Genomic DNA, 19,260 nt, shown 5'->3' with positions numbered 1-19,260 from the left:
CTCCAGATCGCGGGCCGTCCGTGGCCCTTTCGGGATCACTCAGTGGGGCGCAAAGTCGTACGTGCCACCCGTCTTCAACGCAGCGGCGTAAGCAGGACGTTTCTGGAAGCGTTCAACCCAGGCCGCTACATGAGGGTAGTTGCCCAACTTGCCCTGAGCCCGGGCAATCTCGCCGATAAAGCTCATCTGGATATCCGCAGCGCTGAATTCATCACCGAGCAGGTAATCGGATTGACTCAATGCCGTGTTGAGGTAGCCGAGGTAGTTGGCCACTTCCGAGTTGATGCGCGGATGCAGCGGAGCTCCGGCTTCACCCAGGCGCCCGACGTACAGGTTCAACATCAGCGGCAGCATGGCCGAGCCTTCGGCGAAGTGCAGCCATTGGACGTATTCGTCGTAGGCGGGGGTAGACGGATCGGGTTGCAGGCGGCCCTGGCCATGACGGCGGATCAGGTAGTCGATGATCGCGGAGGACTCGATCAGTTTCTGCGCGCCATCTTCAATGACCGGCGATTTGCCCAGGGCGTTGATCGCTTTCAATTCCGGCGGAGCCAGATTGGTCTTCGGGTCACGCTGATAGCGTTTCAGCTCATAAGGAATGGCCAGTTCTTCCAGCAGCCAGAGAATCCGTTGGGAGCGGGAGTTGTTCAGGTGATGCACGATAATCATAAACAAGGTTCCTGTAGCAGCTGTCGAGTGAAACGAGGCTGCGATGCTTTTCAGAAAATGGGGCCATCGCCGGGCTTGAAGAACACTAGACCATCACGGCCCATTCGAAGTGCCCTCACGCTTTGCTGGCCGGTTTCGCCGCGCGTTTGGTACCCGTCGCTGGCTTGCGTTTGGCAGTCTTTCGTTTGTTTTTCCACGGCGTGGCGCCTCGACCGGCGGGGCTCGCCGGCCCGCTGATGGTCAGGCTCAGGCCGGCGCAACGGGCGACCTGCTTGCTCATCCACGCGGCCTGCTTGGTGACGAATTCTTCCAGGCTCATCTCGCCGCTTTGCACCATGTCCAGCGCCTGTTCCCAGATGGCCGTGGTGCCGGGGTCGGCGATGGCGCGCGGCACCGCATCGATCAGGCTGAACGCGGCTGGGGTCGCGGCCAGGGCCTTGCCGTTCTTGATCAGGTAACCGCGGTCAAGCAAGCCCTGGATGATCGAGGCGCGGGTGGCTTCGGTGCCGATGCCGGTGGTGTCCTTGAGCTTCTGTTTGAGCAGCGGGTCTTCCACCAGTTTGGCAACGTTCTTCATCGCCTTGATCAGGTCGCCTTCGGTGAAAGGCTTGGGCGGTTGCGTCCAGAGGTCCTTGAGCTTCACGTCGGCCACCGCGCAGTCACGCCCTTCGGCCAATGCCGGCAGTGTCTGTGGTGCCGGTGCCTCGCGACCCTTCGCCGGGGCGAGTGCCTCGGGCAGGGCGCGTTTCCAGCCGGGCTCGACGATCTGCTTGCCGACAGCACGCAAGGCTTCACCGGCGCAGTCGAAGTCAGCCTGGGTGCGGTCGTATTCATGGTTTGGCAGAAACTGCGCCAGATAACGCGCGCGGATCAGGGTGTAGACCGCCCGTTGCTTGCCCACCAGTCGATCGAGATGCTTGGCCGCCGCCGTCGGGATGATGCCGTGGTGAGCCGTGACCTTGGCATCGTTCCAGGCGCGTGAGCGGCGCTGGGGCTCCAGGTGATCGTTCAAGGCGTTCAGCGATGGATCGGCCTGCCGCAACGCAGCGAGAATGCCTGGGGCTTCGCTGTGCTGGCTCAGCGGCAGGAAACCGCAATCGCTGCGCGGGTAGGTGATGACCTTGTGGGTTTCGTAGAGCGCTTGGGCGATATCGAGGGTTTCCTGGGCACCGAGCCCGAGCTTCTTCGAACAGACTTCCTGCAAGGTGCCCAGGTCGAACGGTAAGGGCGCGACCTCACGCATCCGCTCGGTACGCAGCTTGATCACCCGGGCACTCGCCGCGCTGCTGATGGCGGCGGCCGCTTGCTGGGCCAGCGCCTGATTCAGGCAGCGATCCTGATCGTCACAGGCGTCGGATGCCGCCCGCCACTGGGCAGTGAACGCCGTGCCGTCGTGCAACAGTTGCACGTCGATGGCCCAATAGGCGACCGGCACGAAATCGGCAATGCTGCGGTCGCGATCCACCACCAGTCGCAAGGTCGGCGTCTGCACCCGGCCCACCGGCAACACACCCTGATAACCGGACTGTCGCCCCAGCAGCGTAAACAACCGGCTCATGTTCATCCCGATCAACCAGTCGGCCCGGGAACGCCCCAGCGCTGAATGATAAAGGCTGAAGGTCTCGGCACCCGGCTTGAGCGCCGCCAGCGCCTTGCGGATCGACGCATCGTCCAGCGCCGACAGCCACAAACGTCGGATCGGCCCGCGATAGCGGCAATGCTCGACCAGCTCCCGGGCGATCATCTCGCCCTCACGGTCGGCGTCGGTGGCGATCACCAGTTCATCAGCCTCGCCGAGCAAGCGTTTGACCGCTTTGTACTGGCTGGCCGTGCGCGGTTTGACCGTCATCTTCCATTTTTCCGGAATGATCGGCAGGTCTGCCAATACCCAACGCTTGTAGCGTGCGTCGTAGGCATCCGGCGGCGCGGTTTCCAGCAGATGGCCGATGCACCAGGTCACCGTGACATCCGTCCCCAGCCAGCAACCGTCGCCGCGACGTTTGGCGCCGAGTACTGCCGCGATGTCTTTGGCCTGGGAAGGTTTTTCACAGAGGTACAGCTGCATAACCACCGTCGTTCATCAAATGTGCAAGAGCGCACAGAATGGCCGGTGCTGAGCAATGGATCAATCATTATCTGTATGGATGTACAGCAAAGCTGTTGCGTTTGTTTGCGGCAGGCAAAACGGCCCGTTCGGCTGCGAGGCCGTCGTGTCGGCGAATTTTGGGTTATACCTGACACTTCGCAGTCTCAGGTTTGGGGCCGCTGCGCGTCCATCGCGGGCAAGTCGGATCGCCGCACCGCACGCTCCCACAGGTTCATCACCGTCATGAGGAACGCATTCCATGAAAAGCACCGGTCCCAGTCCTGTCATCACCATCGCCGAGCAACCCGGCTGCCTGTTGGTGAAGTTTCACGGTATTCAAGTGGCCGCGTCGACGCGTGCGCTGGTGCTGCTGGAGGCCAATTATCCTCCGGTGTATTACGTGCCCTGGGAGGACATCGCCGAAGAGTTTTACGCCCGTACCGACCACACGACCTATTGCCCGTACAAGGGTGACGCCACTTATTACAGTTTGCAGATCCCGGGGCATGAGGGCGCCAATGCGGTGTGGCGGTATGAGGATCCCAAAGTGTCGGTGGATCAGATTCGCGGGTATGTGGCGTTCTATCCGGATCAGGTAACGTTTGAGATTCTCAAAGACGTTGAGTGAAGCTCGCGAAAACGCCACGGCGGCCTTCTGTAGGAGCTGCCGAGTGAAACGAGGCTGCGATCTTTTGATCTTGATCTTTAAATCAAAGTCAAAAGATCGCAGCCTCGTTTCACTCGACAGCTCCTACAGGGGCCAATCAACGTGCGCGGAGTACGTGCATTGGCGGGGTGTTTTCGGCGGCAGTGTTTAGCTTATTCGTGCAGCTTCGACCAACGTGGATTCATCAATCTGGCCAATCGAAGTCACCCCGGTCAGCGTCATGGCCACGCGCATTTCCTTGGCGAAAATATCCAGCATGTTCTCCACCCCGCGTTGACCATCGGCCGCCAGCGCATAGGCCATGGATCGCCCCAGCAATACGCCTTTCGCGCCCATGGCCAGCATCCGTACGACATCCAGCCCCGAGCGGATGCCCGAGTCGACCAGCACCGTCAGGTCATTGCCCACCGCTTGCATGATCGGCGGCAATGCCTTGGTGGTGGAGAGCACGCCATCGAGCTGCCGCCCACCGTGATTCGACACCACAATGCCATCCGCGCCAAAGCTGACCGCGTCCCTGGCATCCTGAGGGTCGAGGATGCCCTTGATGATCATCGGGCCTTCCCAGAAATCACGAATCCACTGCAGATCGGCCCAACTGATCGACGGGTCGAAATTGTTGGCGAGCCAGCCCATGTAGTCTTCGAGCGTGACGGCTTTGCCCAGGTACTTCGAGATATTGCCCAGATCGTGAGGGCGCCCCATGACGCCGACGTTGAACGCCCAGTCGGGTTTGGTCATGGCTTGAAGCATTCGCCGCGATGACGCAAAAGGACCAGACATGCCGGAATGCGCGTCCCGATAGCGGGCGCCGGGGGTGGGCATGTCGACGGTAAACACCAGGTTTTTCACCCCGGCGGCCTTCGCACGCTCCAGGGCGTTTCTCATGAAGCCGCGATCTTTCAATACGTACAGCTGAAACCAGATGGATTGCTGGCTCTGCGCCGCGACTTCCTCGATCGAACACACCGACACCGTTGAAAGGCACAGGGGGATGCCTTTGTTCTCTGCTGCTCTGACCGCCTGCACTTCACCTCGACGGGCGAACATGCCCGTGAGGCCGACCGGCGCCAGGATGACCGGCATCGAAAGCGGTTGATCGAAGAGGGTGGTTTCCAGGCTCAGGGTTTCGACGTTTTTCAAGATGCGCTGACGCAGGCTGATGCCCGTCAGGTCGGCGCTGTTGGCCCTGAGCGTATGCTCGGCATAAGCCCCGCCATCGATGTAATCGAACAGAAAACGCGGGAGTTTGCGCCGTGCTGCCTCGCGGTAGTCGGATGCGGATGAAATGATCATGGTGCCTCGGTCTGGTGAATGTCGGGGCTGTAAAGATCGTTTAGCTTAACCTGTGGCGAGGGGGGTTACCCCCGCTGGCCTGCGCAGCAGGCCCAAACCAGCCGCCTCGGTGTATCAGAACAACCGAGTCGGCTGGTTTAGGGCGGCTTCGCCACCCAGCGGGAGCAAGCTCCCTCGCCACAGGGGATTGTGGTGACCTCAGTTTTTGTCGAGGTCCACATTCTTGGTCTCACGCAGACAGATCATCCCCACCACCAGGCTCACCGCGGTAATCACCACTGGGTACCACAGCCCGTAGAAGATGTCCCCGGTATACACCACCAACGCAAACGACACCGTCGGCAGGAACCCGCCGAACCAGCCATTGCCGATGTGGTAGGGCAGGGACATCGAGGTGTAGCGGATGCGCGTCGGGAACAGTTCGACCATTAGCGCCGCCAGCGGGCCGTAGCACATGGCGGAAATGATGATCAGCACCACCATCAGCGCCACGATCATGGCCTTGTTGACCTGTTGCGTATCGGCTTGCGACGGATACCCCGCCAGCGTCACCGCGCCACGCAGGGCCGCTTCGTCAAAGCCATCCAGTTTCACGTCACCGACGCTGACCTGCACGGCGCTGCCGGCCGGGGCCGCTTCGCTCTTGTAAGGCAGGCCCTGTTTCACCAGGAAGGTTTTGACCTTGTCGCACGGGCTGTCAAATTTCGCCTTGCCCACCGGGTCGAACTGGAAGGTGCAGGTGGCCGGGTCGGCCAGCACGGTGATCGGTGCCTGACGGCTGGCTTGGTCGATGGCCGGGTTGGCGTAATGGGCGATAGATTTAAAGATCGGGAAGTACAGCGCGGTGGCCAGCAGCAGGCCGAGCATCAGCACCGGTTTGCGCCCGACCTTGTCCGACAGCCAGCCAAAAAAGATGAAGAACGGCGCGCCGATAATCACGCTGACGATCAGCAGACTGTTGGCCAGGGCCGGGTCCATTTTCAGGAACTGGGTGAGGAAAAACAGCACGTAGAACTGCGCCGCATAGAAGGTCACCGCTTGCCCGGCGTTGATGCTGAACAGGGCGATCAGCACGACTTTGAGGTTTTCCCATTTGCCGAAGGAATCGCGCAGCGGCGATTTGCAGAGCTTGCCTTCTTCTTTCATTTTCACGAAGGCCGGCGACTCGTGCAGGCTCAGGCGAATCCAGGTCGAGATGCCCAGCAGCACGATGGAAAACAGAAACGGAATCCGCCAGCCCCAGACTTCAAACTGGTCACCGGTGAAGTAGCGGCAACCGAGCACTACCAGCAGCGACAGCAACAGGCCGAGAGTCGCGGTGGACTGAATCCAACTGGTGTGGAAACCACGTTTGCCCATCGGCGCGTGTTCGGCAACGTACGTCGCGGCGCCGCCGTACTCACCGCCCAGGGCCAGGCCCTGAAGCATGCGCAGCACCACGAGGATGATTGGCGCGGCGATGCCGATGCTGGCATAGGTCGGCAGCAACCCGACGCAAAAGGTTGCCAGGCCCATGAGGACGATGGTCGCGAGGAACGTGTATTTACGTCCGATCATGTCCCCCAATCGCCCGAACACCAACGCGCCGAATGGCCTCACGATGAAGCCGGCCGCGAAGGCCATCAGCGCAAAGATGAACGCCGTGGTGTCGTTGACCCCGGCGAAAAACTGCTTGCTGATCACCGCCGCAAGGGCGCCATAGAGGAAAAAGTCGTACCACTCGAAAACCGTCCCGAGTGACGACGCGAAGATGACCTTGCGGGTGTCGGGGCTGGTGTCGACGCTGCGCGCGGCATCCAGCGGCTGAACATGTTCTGACATATCGGTATCCCTCACAGTGATTGTTTTTGTTGTTCCACTGGTGTTGCGTAGTCAACGTCCGTGAATCTGGGTGCGATCCCCTGTGGGAGCGGGCTTGCTCGCGAAAGCGGTAGATCAGTCGACACCTATGTTGAATGTAAGGCCGCCTTCGCGAGCAAGCCCGCTCCCACAGGGGAGGGGGTTGCAGTCGAAGGGTTGAGGATCAGTTGCGCAGCTTTTTCGGCAATCATCAACGTAGGCGAACAGGTATTGCCCGAGGTGATGCGCGGCATGATCGAAGCATCAGCGATGCGTAGGCCGGGAATCCCATGAACGCGCAGTTCGGCATCAACTACTGCGTCCACGTCATTGCCCATCCGACAGGTTCCTACCGGATGAAAAATCGTCGTGCCAATCCGTGCAGCGGCTTCGTGTAATTCTTCTTCAGTTTGCAAACTGTCACCGGGCAAATACTCGACCGGTTTGAACGCTTGCAGGGCGGGGGCGGCGACGATGCGTCGAGTCAGGCGTATGGCATCAGCGGCGACCCTTAAGTCTTCCGGATGGCTCAAATAATTGGGTTGAATCAACGGCGCTTCCTGTGGGTCAGCAGAACGAATTTCCACGCGCCCCCGACTCTGCGGCCTCAGATCGCAAACCGACGCCGTAAAAGCAGGAAACGCATGCAACGGTTCGCCAAACCGCTCCAGCGACAGCGGCTGCACATGGTATTCAAGATTGGCCGAAGTCTGCTCCGGCCCCGACCGGGCAAACGCCCCCAACTGACTCGGCGCCATCGAAAGCGGACCGCTGCGGTCATACAGATAACGCAGGCCCATGCCCATCTTGCCCCACACGCTGCCAGCGATCTGGTTCAGGGTGCGCGCATTTTCCAGCTTGTAGATCAGCCGCAGTTGCAGGTGATCCTGCAGATTACCGCCCACGCCGGGCAGCTCATGGGCCACGCCGATCCCCAGTTTTTCAAGCAGCGGGCGAGGGCCGATCCCGGAGCGTTGCAGAATGCTCGGCGAGCCGACAGAGCCTGCGCACAACACAATTTCCTTGCGCGCCTTGAAGGTTCTCGCCTGACCTTGATAACGCGTACTGACCGCCGAAGCACGGCCGTTCTCCAGCAGCACGCGATCCACTTCGACATCGGTCAGCACGGTGAGATTGGCGCGATGGCGGATCGGTTTGAGAAAGGCCTTGGCCGCGTTCCAGCGAATTCCGGCCTTCTGATTGACCTGAAAATAGCCGCAGCCTTCGTTGTCGCCCTGGTTGAAGTCATCGATGCTGGCGATTCCGCTTTGCTCGGCGGCGCTGCGGAACGCATCCAGGATCGGCCATGACAGCCGTTGACGCTCGATCCGCCATTCCCCGGCGGCGCCGTGAAACTCCGAGTCGCCGGCAAAATGGTTTTCGCTTTTCTTGAACAGCGGCAGAACGTCGTTCCAGCTCCAGCCCGGATTGCCGTCGGCGGCCCAGCCGTCATAGTCGCCGGCCTGGCCCCGCATGTAGATCATGCCGTTGATCGAGGAGCAGCCACCCAGCACCTTGCCGCGTGGGTAACTCAGGGCGCGACCTTGCAGGCCGGGTTGTGCTTCGGTCTTGAAGCACCAGTCGGTGCGCGGGTTGCCGATGCAGAACAGGTAACCCACGGGGATGTGAATCCACGCGTAGTTATCGCGGCCGCCGGCTTCGAGCAGCAATACGCGGTGTTGCGGGTCGGCTGACAGCCGATTGGCCAGCAAACAACCGGCCGGCCCGGCGCCGACCACGATGTAGTCGAATTCATCAAGGGAAGTCTGCATCCCTGACCTCGTATTGTTGTTCTTGTTGTCGGTCATCCTAGTTGTTAGCTTTCGTCAAAAGAATGTTAGTTTTTGCGCAGCCGCTGTGCGTTTTTAGACAGCGCCTCACCCAGCGTAGCCCCAAGGACGACTCATGTTCGACTGGAATGACCTGCGGTTTTTTCTCGAGTTGCAGCGCAGCGGGCGTTTGCTCACCGCCGCACGCCGTTTGAACACCACCCACGCCACCGTCGCCCGGCACATCGAGGCCATCGAAAAGAGCCTCGGCACCGCGCTGTTTGTCCAGCACGCCCAGGGCTACGAACTGACCCCGGCCGGCGAAGCGCTGCTCAAACACGCCGAAGCCATGGAAAACGTCGCGTTGCTGGCGCAGGAGGAAATCACCCAATCCACCGCGCCACTGGGCAAAATCCGCGTCGGCGTCACCGAAGGGCTGGGCATCATGTTCCTCGCCAGCCGCATGAACGGCCTGTTCGAACGCTACCCGGGACTGGAAGTGGAACTGGTGGCGGTGCCGCGCTTCGTCAGCATCCTCAACCGCGAAGCCGAAATCAGCATCCACCTCGAACGCCCGGCCGCCGACATGCTGGTCACGCGCAAACTCACCGACTATCGCCTGGCGCTCTACGCCAGCCAGGCCTACCTCGACAAGGCACCCCCGCTGCACAGCCGAGATGACCTCGGCCGCCACGCGTGGATCGGCTACGTCGACGACCTGCTGTTCAGCCAGGAACTGATGTTCCTCAACAGCTTCTGCCGTAACCCCCAAGTGGTGTTCCACAGCACCAGCGTCATCGCCCAGCAACAGGCGGCGCGCTCTGGGTTGGGGATCGCGGTGCTGCCGTGCTACATGGCCAGCGCCGATCCGCAGCTGGTGCCGTTGTTTCCCGATGAGAGCATCGAGCGCAGCTACTGGATCAGCACGCGGCGGGAGCTGCACAAGTCGGTAAGGCTGCGGGTGATGTGGGATTACGTGGTGGAGTTATGCGAACGCGAGCAAACCTTACTGCTAGGCCCAACCTAACCGCCCCACACAATCCCCCTGTCTCCCTGTAGGAGCTGTCGAGTGAAACGAGGCTGCGATCTTTTGATCTTGCTCTTCATCATTCCCTCATCACAGCAAGCTTGTTCCCACTGGACGACATAGCCGTCCTGGCCTTCAATTTGTGTGCTGAAGACAAGGAGCGTCCACCGACACTCCGTCGCAAACAAGGGAGCTTGCAGCATGACCGAAGATACAAAAGTGAAAGGCCCGGCGTCGTACTTCCCGTCAATCGAGAAAAAGTATGGCCAGCCCATCAGCCACTGGCTGGATCTGCTCGGGACAGTGAGCGGCAAGAAGCACATGGAAATGGTGGCTTGGCTGAAGGATGAGCACGATATGGGGCATGGCCATGCCAATGCGTTGGTTGCGCATTATATGGCGAGTGCTAAAAAGTGAGCCAGTTGTGAGCGGCTCGCAAGGTGGCATGGCAATGACATAGTTGTTGGATGTGCCGCCGCCATCGCGAGCAGGCTCGCTCCTACAGGGGGGCGGTGTTGGTTTTGAGTGCTGTGGTCGACGCAGAACCTTGTGGGAGCGGGCTTGCTCGCGAAGGCGCCAGATCTAACACCACCGATTTCAGCCGAGAATTTTTTGCCCGACTACGATATGTGTACTGGACGACTGAAACCCTGTAGTCACGGGCTACCCTCTTATTATCCAAGCCGAAGACAGCCCCCATTCAAGCTAATGCTCGATATGCTGCGTTCAAAAGTGTGAGCGGAATAAAGCTGTCGGTTGAAGGTAAAACACTTTCCAATCATTACAACAAACGAGTTGAAGAAAAATAATCCCTCATCTAATTCCCTATCGCTTAAACTTTTCTCAGATATGAAACAATGTCGGTGATTTCGCGCTATTAAGTTTATCGTGAATAATTATATTCAATGATTTTTGTGTGGCTATTATTAAAACATTGGATCCGTTGCTCATGAGAAAAGGTGAAAGGTTATGAATAAATTAATTATCTACTCGTTAGTTGTATTGCTCATGGCAGGCTGCTCATCTTCTGGTCATCAAGCGGCAGCCGACGCTCACGCCGATGCGCCGGCAAACGCGAAACAATTAAGCGCAAGCGAGATTAACTCGACGATAATAGGGCGCAAGCATTCGAGTGTGACGTCTACCGGTTATCCCTTTTCTCAAACGTTAAACCCTGACGGAACTGCAATGATCCAGATTTCCACCGAACAGATGCAAACCGGTCAATGGGTCGTGACGGAGGATGTCATCTGTGTGAGCTATCAAAAATATGGCAAGGAATGCAATAAGGTCCTCACGGATGGGAAGTTCATCTGGTTTGTTGATAATGTGAGTAACAAAACCAATAACAAATTTACCGTTAAATAAAGACTGCGGTTTTTGTCTTTGGTTTTTAAGTTCTCTCGAAGTAGAGATCGATGGAGGTGCGGTATGAGTATTGAACATTGGAGTTTCATATTCCTGACACTTGTCTTGACTGGATGCGCTTCGTCTGGCGGCAATACGGTGAAGCCGGTCTCGGCTTCAGCGGTAGCGCTTGATGATGAACAAGTCCGCAGCACATTGGTTGGGAACAAACTCAATAATGTCGGCACTTCAGGTTTGCCCTATTCGTTGAGTTTCAACGCGGATGGGACTGAAATATTCCAAATGTCCGGCAAACAACCCGAGACGGAATATTGGACGGTCAAGGATGGGGTGATTTGTTTCACTTCTCCCAAGATTCCCAAAGAGTGTTATCGCCTGAAAAAAGACAAGGATGACTACTGGCTGGTACATCCTGAGACGGGGGCAGTCCACTACCATTACAGACTGACACCGCAGTGACAGTGGTTTACTCAGGTGTCATCAGTACCGCGAGCGTCATATGAAGTAACGGGCGTCGTACTCACTCAAGCATTCGGCGGCAACTCGCGCGTGGTGCGTTGTAAAGGATCGCGCGGTTGGCTATCGGGAATGGACAGCGTCGCGCGCAACCCACCTTGCGCTCGGTTGGCCAGCGTGATGCGTCCGCCCAGCCGGGTCGCGATGGTGTTGACGATGGTCAGGCCCAAACCCGCTCCATGCACATTCCCACGACTGTAGAAGCGTTCGAACAATCGTCCGCGATCCGCTTCGTCGATGCCGGGGCCCTGATCCTCGACGCTCAGCGAATAAAAGCCGTCCGCCTGACTCAGCTGCACCGTGATAACGCCGTGTTCGGGGGAGAAGTTTGCCGCGTTGGTGATCAGGTTGTTCAGGGCGATGTCGATGGCGGCGGCGTCGGCCACCACTTCAAAAGGACGATCCGTGACGTCGAAAGCCAGCTCAAGGTTTTTACTCAGCAACCACGGCGTCAATTGCACGAGGCTGTCGCGCACGGTTTCGGCCAGGTCGATGCGCTGCAACACCGGGTCCATGCCTTTGGGTTCGAGGCGGGCCATGGTCAGCAATTGATTGACCAGCCGGCTGGTGCGGTCGACGCCGGCAATCAGGAACTCCAGGGATTCACGGCGCTCCTGTTCAGTGCCAGCCTCCAGCAGGTTTTGCGCATGCACCCGCAGCACCGCCAGGGGCGTGCGCATTTCGTGGGCGGCGTCAGCGATGAAGCGCCGCTCGCGGCCCAGCACTTCCTGAATCTGCGCGAGCATGCGGTTGAGCGCCGCTTGCATCGGCTCCAGTTCACTGGGCAACGGGGTCAGTTGCAGCGGCTCCAGCGAACCGCTGTGGCGTGCGCGCAAGGTCGCCGCCATGTCTTCCAGCGGCTTGAGGCCCCAGCCGATGGCCATCCAGATCATCGCCGCCAAAATCAGGCTGCCCAGCACATTGGGCCACAAGGTATGCCGCACGATCCGGTCCACCAGGTCCGAACGCACGTCGTCCCGCTCGCCCACCCAAATTCTCAGGTCGTTCTGTTTATCATCCAGCAGGAACGCACGCCAGTGGCGGTTGTTCAGGTCCACCACGTCGCTGAAACCGGGTTTGGTCGGCGGCGCGTTGAAGGAGGGCGCGCTGGCCGTGTGCACCAGCACTTCGCCGGTGCGGTTCCACACCTGAAAGGCCAATTTGGATTCGTAGGGATGGCCGTCAACCCGAGGCTCCGCTTCGCCGAGCGCCTGGTTGAAGGCCTGATACAGTTCGGCGTGTTCCTTGCTGGCCATCGGCATGCGCATCACACCCTGTAACAGCCGGGCGTTTTGCGCGAGTTGAGCATCGTAGACTTCGGCGATTTCGTGATTGCTGTCGTGCAGGTTGAACAGGCTGATCACCGCCACCCCCACCAACATCAGGCCAATGATCAGGGTGAGGGTGCGGCGCCGGATCGACGTCATCGACGTTCCTCCACCAGGTATCCGACCCCGCGAATGGTGCGGATCAGGTCGGTGGAGAATTTTTTGCGCAGGTGATGGATGTGCACTTCCAGGGTGTTGCTTTCGGCTTCCTCGTTCCAGCCATACAGCAATTGCATCAAGTGATCGCGGGTCATGACCCGGCCCGGCGGCGAGAGCAATTCGTGGAGCAACTGATATTCCTTGGGCGTCAGCGCCACCGGTTCGCCCTGATAACTGACTTGCTGCGTACCGGGGTTCAGGCTGATGCCGGCGTGTTCGATCAGCACCTGAGCGCGGCCGGCACTGCGCCGCAGCAACGCCCGCAAGCGAGCCTTCAATTCCGCCAGATCAAAGGGCTTGATCAGGTAATCGTCGGCCCCGGCATCCAGCCCGGCAATGCGGTCTTCGGTCGCGTCCCGCGCCGTGAGGATCAGCACCGGCAGGTTGGAGCCGCTGTCACGCAAGCGCCGCAGCACTTCAAGCCCATCCATGCGCGGCAGGCCGAGGTCGAGCACCGCCAGGTCAAAGGTTTCACTGAGCAGCGCATGCAAGGCGCTGGTGCCATCTTGCAGCCAATCGACGGTGTAGCCTTCGCGGCCCAGGGCTTGATGGATGCCCTCGCCAAGGGCCACGTCGTCCTCGATCAGTAATAAACGCACACGAACTCCTGTCAGTCGAGTTTCTTGTTCACGTCCACCAGCAACGCTGCGATCTCTTTGCGCCGCCCGGCATCAGCGGTTTCCCGGCCTGGCCTTGGGGCGGCTTGCAGGGCTTTTTGCAACGCGCCGCGCGCTTCGCTGTAGCGTTTTTGACGGTAGAGGTGATCGCCCCAGAAGTACAGACTATCGATGCCGTCCGGGTTGAGTTGCAAGGCTTGCTTGAGTAACTGTTCGGCCTTGTCGGAGTCACCGAAACCGATGGGCCAGCCGGGAACGCGGTCGTACAACGCGCCGAGGCTGGTATAGGCCGAGCCTTGCAGGGCTTTTGGGTCCAGCGCCATGGCTTTTTCCAGATCGACTTTCGCCGCTTTGACCTTGCTCAGCGCACCGAGGCCGCCCTGTGCGCCGGCCCAACTGCTGCTGACGATGCCGGACCAGATCCAGGCTTCCGCCACGGATTGGCGTTCCTGAGTGAACGCCGAAGCCTGGGCCGCCAGTTTCTCAAACGCTGCGGTGCGTTGCGCCTCAGGGACTTCATATTGAATGTGCGCCCAGGTTTGTTGAATGTCCTTGAGGCGTTGCTGGTCGGCGGGCTCCAGCGCCCAGACGCTTTGGCTCAGAGCCCCCAGAAGCAGGCACGCGATGATTTTCTTCATGGTTTGAGGTTCTCGTTGTCGGGCTTCTGACTCAGGCGACGGATCAGCGGCAATTGCTTGCGCAAGCCGCGGTCCACCAGATTGGGCAGCAGGCTGTTGAGGCGCACGAAAAAGCGCTCCGGCCAGCCCAGGTACAAGTCGCGGCGGTCACCGGCAATTGCATGCATCACTGCGGCGGCGACGGTTTGCGGATCATCGACGTTGGCCTTGAGCGCATCGTTCAACGCCTGCGCCGCCGGGCTGTTCATGCTGGTGCGGGTGGCACGTGGGGCCACGTAGAGCACGCTGACCCGGGTGTCCGCCAGTTCCCGGCGCAGGGCCTCGGAAAACCCGCGCAAGGCAAACTTGGTGGCGCAATAGCTGGCGTAACCGGGGTAGCCGATGGAGCCGTAAGTCGAGCCGACGTTCACCACCATCGCGCTCTCGGCTTGCTTGAGCAGCGGCAGCAAGGTTTTGGTCAGGCAGATCGGCGCGCTGATGTTCACCGCCAGCATCGCGTGGATGTCGCTGTCCTCCAGCTGTTCGAGCATGGCGAAGTGATTGAGCCCGGCGGCGTTGATCAGCAGGTTGACCCCGCCCATCGCTTCGGCTGCGCTCAGCACTTTGCGTCGGTCGGACAGCACAGTCAGATCCGCACCGACCCAGCACAGGTGTTGCGGATAGCGCTCAAGCACAGGCGCCAGTGGTTCCTGATGCCGAGCCACCGCCAGCACCCGCGCGCCACTGGCACACAGCGCGGTGGCGATCGCCAGGCCGATGCCGCCGCTGGCTCCGGTCAGCACCACCCGGGCTTCATGCAGCTGCATGCAAAGTCTCCCCGTCGCGCGGCAAACCACGGAACATGTCGGTGTAGAGCCTGTACACCACTTTGGACGCGTGAATCACCGCCGCCTGATCGGCCGGATCGTCGAGGGCGTTCATCAACCGGCGATAGGTCTGCATGTGCTCGATGTCCAGCGAGCCATGGGAGCTGAGGTAACTGAATGCGCTCTCCGGCAAATCCAGACGCTCGCGAATGCTGCCCGCCGCGTGGGTGGCCAGGGCGATGCTGGTGCCTTCCAGCACGTTGACCATGCCGAACAGGCCGACCGGGTTGTCGCGGGCGATCAGGTCATAGAGAAAGCTGACCATCAATTCGATCGGCGGGGAGGGGCGGCCATCGCGCACCGCGTGCTTGTCGCCGCCGCAGGCTTCGATGTCATTCAGCACCCACTGTTCGTGGCCGTATTCTTCCTCGATGTACTCGCATACCGCTTCACGCAGCCATTCCAGGCGCGACGGCAATTTCGCACCGCAGGCCATCATCAAAGGCACGGTGTGGCGCACGTGGTAATAGGCCTGCGCCAGGAAAGCCCGGTAGCTTTCCAGACTGACCTTACCCTCAAGCGCATCGCGAATGACCGGCAGATTGAACAGTTCATGGCGTTCGTGTTGCGTGGCTTCTTGCAGCGTGTCGAAAAAACTCATGATGCGGATTCCTCGGAAAATACAGATTCAGTCAGTTGCGCCCGGTAGCGCTCGACGATGGCGTCACGGCGCGGGCGGCCATTGGCGGTGAGCAGGCCATTGGCGGGGGAGAAGGGTTGATCGAGACGGGTCCAGTGATGGACCTGCGCATAACCGGGCAAAGCCTCGTTGGCCTCGGCGACGGCGGCGGCCAGTTCACCGTCGGTGCACTCCGGGCGATGGGGCCAGAGCAGCGCGTGGTTGCGTGGCATGGCTTCGCCGTAGACGAAGGCTTGGGCGATATGGCGGCGCTGGGTCAACTCGGCCTCGACCCATTCCGGGTTGACGTTGCGCCCGAAACTGGTGACGAATTGATGCTTCTTGCGCCCCTTGAGGTAGAGAAAACCATCGGCGTCAAACTCGCCGAGATCGCCGGTCGGCCACCATTCTTCGGTGTGCGACGCGTCTCCCAGGTAACCGAGCAAAGTCGAACCCTTGACCAGCACTTCGCCGTCCTCGGCCAAGCGAATCTCGACGTGGGGCAGGGGCCGGCCAACACTGCCGGGGCGGCGTGCTTCGGGCCGATTCAGGCACACCACCGAGGCGCATTCCGACAGCCCATAACCTTCATAAACGGGTATGCCGATCCGTTGCGCACGATGCAGCAACTCCTCGGACACCCGCGCGCCACCCACCGCGGCGAAACGCAACGCGTAGGGGCTGAAGGCTTTCTGCTCGGCGGCGCTGACCAGCATCAGCAACAACTGCGGCACCAGGATCAGGCTCTCGGGCGCCCGGGTCGCCAGGCAACCGAGCAACCGTGGCACATCTACACCGCTGGCCCCCTGAATCCCCAGAGTTTTCTGACTGGGCAAACTCAACGTTGCCCCGGCATACAGCGCGGCATAGCAACCTAGGTTTTCCAGCAAAATCGCCAGTGGCAACAAGGCCAGATGATGCTGCGGATCGGTAGGTTTGCTGGCCTGATCCAGTTCGCGAGCGACCGTTAAAAGGCTCTCGGCGCTGAGGCACACGCCTTTGGGTGTGCCCGTGGTGCCCGAGGTGAAAGTCAGTTTGGCGGTCCCCTCCGGCATACGGTTCGGGCCGCTGAGCGTGCGGCGCCAGAACTCACCGGTTTTCTCGTATCCGGCCATTTGCAGTTCATCGTCCAGCGCAGGTTCGGCAATCACCCGTTCCGCCTGACTTTGTTCCAGGCAATGGGCACGTTGCGCCGGGCTGAAAAACGGCGGCAGCGTCAGGCAAGTCAAACCTTCGAACAGCGCCGCCAGGTCCCAGAGCATGGCTTCGACGCCATTGTCCAACGCCAGCGCGATCACCTTGACCTGCTCATCGCGCAGCCGTTGCTGGCGATACACCACTTCGGCGTACAGCGTGGCGTAATCCACTTTCAGCTGATCACCCCACAACGCGATGGCGTGGGTCTTGCGCTGGGCATGGCTGCGCAGGGTCTGTTTGAAACGCTCGGTTTCAGGCGACATGGCTGGATTCCTCAAGGGACGTCGGCAACCCCAGGCGATTGAACATCCCGATGTTGCGCAAATGAATGAAACCGGCGCGGATGTTGCCGACGTGCACCCAGGGTTTGCTCTCGTAATAACTGCCCCAGTGCTGGCGTTCATCCCCCAGCCGCTCAGGCTCGGCCGCGCACAGCGTCACCGGTTTCAAGCCCAGGCGATGAAAGCTGTTCACCAGCCCGATGTTGCCGGTGAACGCCACCCATTCCAGGCCGCCCATGGCCAGCAAATAAGTGATGGCGATGATGCTCATCCGCGCACTGCCGGTGTCGCTGGCAGCCAGGTTGCCGACTTCGACAATGCCGGCGCGATCTACGGGGCGGTCGGCCGCAGCGCTGATCAGCGGCTCGATCGACTCGTCCAGATAACGTTCCAGAAACAACGATTCGGCATTGGCCAGCCGTACACCAGCCACCGCACACAGCGTGCCCGAGGCATTGCCCATGCCAAACAACTCCGGCATGAAATGGCGAATATCGGCACCGTGGGCCTTACGAAAACGTTGCTGGATAAAGGCTTCGAAGACAGGACGCTCGACGTCGTCCGGCAACGCTCTGGCCAGGTTCATCGGCGAGGTCTCGGCCTGGCCGAAGCGCAGGGGTAGAGGAATGTTCCATTCAAAGTCAGGCATTGGAAGACGCCTCCCGGGTCAGTGTGGGAGGAGTATCGGAGGCATTTCTTAACGGAGTCTGAAGGTGAAAAAAAGAGCGACCGGCGTGGTCTTCAGATTGCCTTAAGACTGGGCGGGCAGGGTGTCGCCCATCGGTGCGGTGACACGCCGGACCCCGGCCGCACGAATGAATCGGCAGCCAGCAATGAAGTTATCGAGGCCCTTTATGACCCGCGACTCAGCAGTTCAACGCTATGGAAAACTCTCGATCACCTTGCACTGGCTAATGCTGGCCTTGTTCGTGGGCGTGTATGCCTGCATTGAAATCAAAGGCCTGCTGCCAAAGGGGCACGCTTTGAGAGGAATGTTTCTTGGACTGCATGGCCTCTTCGGCTTAAGCATTTTTGCCTTGGTGTGGGTGCGACTGCTCGGACGCCTGACGCCTCGGCCACCGATTACCCCGGCACTGCCTAAATGGCAGACCGGCGCTTCGCATCTGATGCACTTGGCGTTGTATTGGCTGATGATCGCTACGCCATTATTGGCCTGGCTGATGCTCTCGGCCGGCGGCAAACCGATGCCCTATTTCGAGTTCTACCTGCCCTCGCCGGTGGCGGTGGATCCGGATTTGGCCAAGCGATTCAAGTACTGGCACGAACTGCTCGGCAGCACCGGTTACTGGCTGATCGGCTTGCACGCAGCGGCGGGGTTGTTTCATCACTATTGGGTGCGGGATAACACCCTGACGCGCATGTTGCCGGGCCGGCCCGCCAATGCCGTCAACCAGCGTCGCTAAACCCGAACCCGGTGCCAGCCACACAAACCGGACATACCCATTGCCACCCCGAAACCCCGAATTCACCTCAACCCCCTGTGGGAGCGAGCCTGCTCGCGATAGCGTCAGACCTGACACCATAGATTTCAGCCGAGGATTTTTCGCCCGACTGTTGATGCACTTAAACAGGTTTCAAGGCCAACGTTTAAAGACACTCAGTGTTACGTCCCAACGGCTACAACGCCTTGCGTCATTACCTACGCGTACGCCAGAATCCGCCGGCTTGTGCGCCTGTGGGGCGGGCTATATCGTTTCCCGGTCACTGAAAAACAGTGATCGGGTTTGGTAGCCCGGTTTCGTATCACGGCGCATAGCATCACCTTTTATGGTGGCCATGCGCGGGGTCCTTTCGAGGGCGCCGGGAACTGATACGACCGGTCTACCAACCCGCGTATGGCCGCCACCCATTCGTTGGTAGCGAGGGTGCTGGCTTCCTTTTAAATAAACTCGTATCAGGAGTTTTATTCATGAGCAAACCAACACCCAACCCACCGGACACCGATCCGGCATCCCCCTACGAATCCCTCGATTCCAAAAAACTCCACGAAGCCGCCGAACGCGCCCTCGACCACTACCTCAACCCAGGTGCCCACATCATGGCCAGCACCCACGAACCCGAACCCATGTTCCTCGCCAACCCGGCGTACGACACCGAATCCCTGCTGGCCAACGCCAGCGAATCACTGGGCTCGGCCACAACCATGCTCAGCAATTTCGCGGCGTTGCTGGATAACTCGCATCGCAAGACGTTGTTGGGGATAACGCAGGTGGTGATGTTGGGGGAGTTGGCGGTGAATCAGGTGTTGGATAAGGTTGAGGTGAAGGAGTAAGGGCAATCCCTCTGTGGCGGTCGGG

The 19,260-nt window shown here is 59.9% G+C and carries 19 protein-coding genes; 7 read left to right on the top strand and 12 right to left on the bottom strand.

Annotated elements, in window-relative coordinates; genetic code table 11:
- Positions 1-39: 39 nt before the first annotated feature.
- On the bottom strand, positions 40-669 hold the full coding sequence (locus tag ACA072_RS16525) for a glutathione S-transferase family protein (RefSeq protein WP_497619066.1): 630 nt from the start codon (positions 667-669) through the stop codon (positions 40-42).
- A 115-nt stretch (positions 670-784) separates the two neighbouring features.
- Positions 785-2,734 carry a DNA topoisomerase III gene (locus tag ACA072_RS16520; RefSeq protein ID WP_497619064.1) on the bottom strand — a complete coding sequence of 650 codons (1,950 nt, stop codon included), beginning with the start codon at positions 2,732-2,734 and terminating at the stop codon, positions 785-787.
- Positions 2,735-3,014: 280 nt separating this feature from the next.
- Here ACA072_RS16520 and ACA072_RS16515 point away from each other — a divergent pair, with 280 nt between their 5' ends.
- Positions 3,015-3,383 (top strand): DUF427 domain-containing protein, encoded by a 369-nt coding sequence (locus tag ACA072_RS16515; RefSeq protein WP_497619063.1) that lies wholly within the window; start codon positions 3,015-3,017, stop codon positions 3,381-3,383.
- A gap of 186 nt (positions 3,384-3,569) precedes the next feature.
- On the opposite strand, the gene lldD is transcribed toward ACA072_RS16515, so the two are convergent.
- The 3 genes from lldD to ACA072_RS16500 all read right to left on the bottom strand — a co-directional run bounded on the left by lldD (position 3,570) and on the right by ACA072_RS16500 (position 8,329).
- Entirely contained in the window at positions 3,570-4,718 is a 1,149-nt protein-coding gene (lldD, locus tag ACA072_RS16510) for an FMN-dependent L-lactate dehydrogenase LldD (protein ID WP_497619062.1), read from the bottom strand.
- A 198-nt stretch (positions 4,719-4,916) separates the two neighbouring features.
- Complete coding sequence (locus ACA072_RS16505; RefSeq protein WP_497619061.1) at positions 4,917-6,539, bottom strand: MFS transporter; 1,623 nt, start codon at positions 6,537-6,539, stop codon at positions 4,917-4,919.
- 125 nt (positions 6,540-6,664) lie between these two features.
- Positions 6,665-8,329, bottom strand: coding sequence for a GMC family oxidoreductase (locus tag ACA072_RS16500; protein WP_497619060.1), 1,665 nt, complete (start codon positions 8,327-8,329; stop codon positions 6,665-6,667).
- Between the two features lie 133 nt (positions 8,330-8,462).
- Here ACA072_RS16500 and ACA072_RS16495 point away from each other — a divergent pair, with 133 nt between their 5' ends.
- The 4 genes from ACA072_RS16495 to ACA072_RS16480 all read left to right on the top strand — a co-directional run bounded on the left by ACA072_RS16495 (position 8,463) and on the right by ACA072_RS16480 (position 11,180).
- Positions 8,463-9,353: a LysR family transcriptional regulator gene (locus ACA072_RS16495; RefSeq protein ID WP_497619059.1), complete on the top strand. Its 891-nt coding sequence runs from the start codon at positions 8,463-8,465 to the stop codon at positions 9,351-9,353.
- Between the two features lie 201 nt (positions 9,354-9,554).
- Positions 9,555-9,770, top strand: coding sequence for a DUF4287 domain-containing protein (locus ACA072_RS16490; protein WP_497619058.1), 216 nt, complete (start codon positions 9,555-9,557; stop codon positions 9,768-9,770).
- Positions 9,771-10,322: 552 nt separating this feature from the next.
- A complete protein-coding gene (locus ACA072_RS16485) occupies positions 10,323-10,721 on the top strand; it encodes a hypothetical protein (protein ID WP_497619056.1) in 399 nt (132 codons plus the stop codon).
- Positions 10,722-10,784: 63 nt separating this feature from the next.
- The gene (locus ACA072_RS16480; protein ID WP_497619055.1) at positions 10,785-11,180 is read left to right on the top strand and encodes a hypothetical protein; all 396 of its coding nucleotides are present in this window, start codon (positions 10,785-10,787) and stop codon (positions 11,178-11,180) included.
- A gap of 65 nt (positions 11,181-11,245) precedes the next feature.
- Here ACA072_RS16480 and ACA072_RS16475 read toward each other — a convergent pair whose 3' ends face one another.
- The 7 genes from ACA072_RS16475 to ACA072_RS16445 are packed head-to-tail and all read right to left on the bottom strand — an operon-like array spanning position 11,246 to position 17,591.
- A complete protein-coding gene (locus ACA072_RS16475; protein ID WP_497619054.1) occupies positions 11,246-12,664 on the bottom strand; it encodes an ATP-binding protein in 1,419 nt (472 codons plus the stop codon).
- Positions 12,661-13,323: a response regulator gene (locus ACA072_RS16470; protein ID WP_461981363.1), complete on the bottom strand. Its 663-nt coding sequence runs from the start codon at positions 13,321-13,323 to the stop codon at positions 12,661-12,663. Before ACA072_RS16470 ends, ACA072_RS16475 begins: the two co-directional genes overlap by 4 nt.
- A gap of 11 nt (positions 13,324-13,334) precedes the next feature.
- Entirely contained in the window at positions 13,335-13,979 is a 645-nt protein-coding gene (locus tag ACA072_RS16465) for a tetratricopeptide repeat protein (RefSeq protein ID WP_497619053.1), read from the bottom strand.
- Complete coding sequence (locus ACA072_RS16460; RefSeq protein WP_497619052.1) at positions 13,976-14,785, bottom strand: SDR family oxidoreductase; 810 nt, start codon at positions 14,783-14,785, stop codon at positions 13,976-13,978. Before ACA072_RS16460 ends, ACA072_RS16465 begins: the two co-directional genes overlap by 4 nt.
- Positions 14,772-15,446 (bottom strand): iron-containing redox enzyme family protein, encoded by a 675-nt coding sequence (locus tag ACA072_RS16455; protein ID WP_497619050.1) that lies wholly within the window; start codon positions 15,444-15,446, stop codon positions 14,772-14,774. The genes ACA072_RS16460 and ACA072_RS16455 overlap by 14 nt, the downstream gene beginning before the upstream one ends.
- Positions 15,443-16,924, bottom strand: coding sequence for an AMP-binding protein (locus tag ACA072_RS16450; RefSeq protein WP_497619049.1), 1,482 nt, complete (start codon positions 16,922-16,924; stop codon positions 15,443-15,445). Before ACA072_RS16450 ends, ACA072_RS16455 begins: the two co-directional genes overlap by 4 nt.
- Positions 16,914-17,591: a thermostable hemolysin gene (locus ACA072_RS16445; protein ID WP_497619048.1), complete on the bottom strand. Its 678-nt coding sequence runs from the start codon at positions 17,589-17,591 to the stop codon at positions 16,914-16,916. Before ACA072_RS16445 ends, ACA072_RS16450 begins: the two co-directional genes overlap by 11 nt.
- A 205-nt stretch (positions 17,592-17,796) precedes the next feature.
- Between ACA072_RS16445 and ACA072_RS16440 the strand changes: the two genes are divergently transcribed.
- The gene (locus tag ACA072_RS16440; RefSeq protein ID WP_497619047.1) at positions 17,797-18,366 is read left to right on the top strand and encodes a cytochrome b; all 570 of its coding nucleotides are present in this window, start codon (positions 17,797-17,799) and stop codon (positions 18,364-18,366) included.
- A gap of 506 nt (positions 18,367-18,872) precedes the next feature.
- Positions 18,873-19,235: a DUF6124 family protein gene (locus ACA072_RS16435; RefSeq protein WP_497619045.1), complete on the top strand. Its 363-nt coding sequence runs from the start codon at positions 18,873-18,875 to the stop codon at positions 19,233-19,235.
- Positions 19,236-19,260 lie beyond the last annotated feature (25 nt).

This window comes from Pseudomonas sp. LBUM1656 (assembly GCF_059716065.1).
This window is presented reverse-complemented; position numbering and strand designations above follow the sequence as displayed.

Bases quoted from the DNA above. Each gene is read 5' to 3' on its own strand.
- ACA072_RS16455 (WP_497619050.1), bottom strand. From the start codon at position 15,446: ATGAGTTTTTTCGACACGCTGCAAGAAGCCACGCAACACGAACGCCAT.
- ACA072_RS16450 (WP_497619049.1), bottom strand. From the start codon at position 16,924: ATGTCGCCTGAAACCGAGCGTTTCAAACAGACCCTGCGCAGCCATGCC.
- ACA072_RS16475 (WP_497619054.1), bottom strand. From the start codon at position 12,664: ATGACGTCGATCCGGCGCCGCACCCTCACCCTGATCATTGGCCTGATG.
- ACA072_RS16525 (WP_497619066.1), bottom strand. From the start codon at position 669: ATGATTATCGTGCATCACCTGAACAACTCCCGCTCCCAACGGATTCTC.
- ACA072_RS16485 (WP_497619056.1), top strand. From the start codon at position 10,323: ATGAATAAATTAATTATCTACTCGTTAGTTGTATTGCTCATGGCAGGC.
- lldD (WP_497619062.1), bottom strand. From the start codon at position 4,718: ATGATCATTTCATCCGCATCCGACTACCGCGAGGCAGCACGGCGCAAA.
- ACA072_RS16435 (WP_497619045.1), top strand. From the start codon at position 18,873: ATGAGCAAACCAACACCCAACCCACCGGACACCGATCCGGCATCCCCC.
- ACA072_RS16500 (WP_497619060.1), bottom strand. From the start codon at position 8,329: ATGCAGACTTCCCTTGATGAATTCGACTACATCGTGGTCGGCGCCGGG.
- ACA072_RS16515 (WP_497619063.1), top strand. From the start codon at position 3,015: ATGAAAAGCACCGGTCCCAGTCCTGTCATCACCATCGCCGAGCAACCC.
- ACA072_RS16445 (WP_497619048.1), bottom strand. From the start codon at position 17,591: ATGCCTGACTTTGAATGGAACATTCCTCTACCCCTGCGCTTCGGCCAG.
- ACA072_RS16490 (WP_497619058.1), top strand. From the start codon at position 9,555: ATGACCGAAGATACAAAAGTGAAAGGCCCGGCGTCGTACTTCCCGTCA.
- ACA072_RS16520 (WP_497619064.1), bottom strand. From the start codon at position 2,734: ATGCAGCTGTACCTCTGTGAAAAACCTTCCCAGGCCAAAGACATCGCG.
- ACA072_RS16460 (WP_497619052.1), bottom strand. From the start codon at position 14,785: ATGCAGCTGCATGAAGCCCGGGTGGTGCTGACCGGAGCCAGCGGCGGC.
- ACA072_RS16480 (WP_497619055.1), top strand. From the start codon at position 10,785: ATGAGTATTGAACATTGGAGTTTCATATTCCTGACACTTGTCTTGACT.
- ACA072_RS16495 (WP_497619059.1), top strand. From the start codon at position 8,463: ATGTTCGACTGGAATGACCTGCGGTTTTTTCTCGAGTTGCAGCGCAGC.
- ACA072_RS16465 (WP_497619053.1), bottom strand. From the start codon at position 13,979: ATGAAGAAAATCATCGCGTGCCTGCTTCTGGGGGCTCTGAGCCAAAGC.
- ACA072_RS16505 (WP_497619061.1), bottom strand. From the start codon at position 6,539: ATGTCAGAACATGTTCAGCCGCTGGATGCCGCGCGCAGCGTCGACACC.
- ACA072_RS16440 (WP_497619047.1), top strand. From the start codon at position 17,797: ATGACCCGCGACTCAGCAGTTCAACGCTATGGAAAACTCTCGATCACC.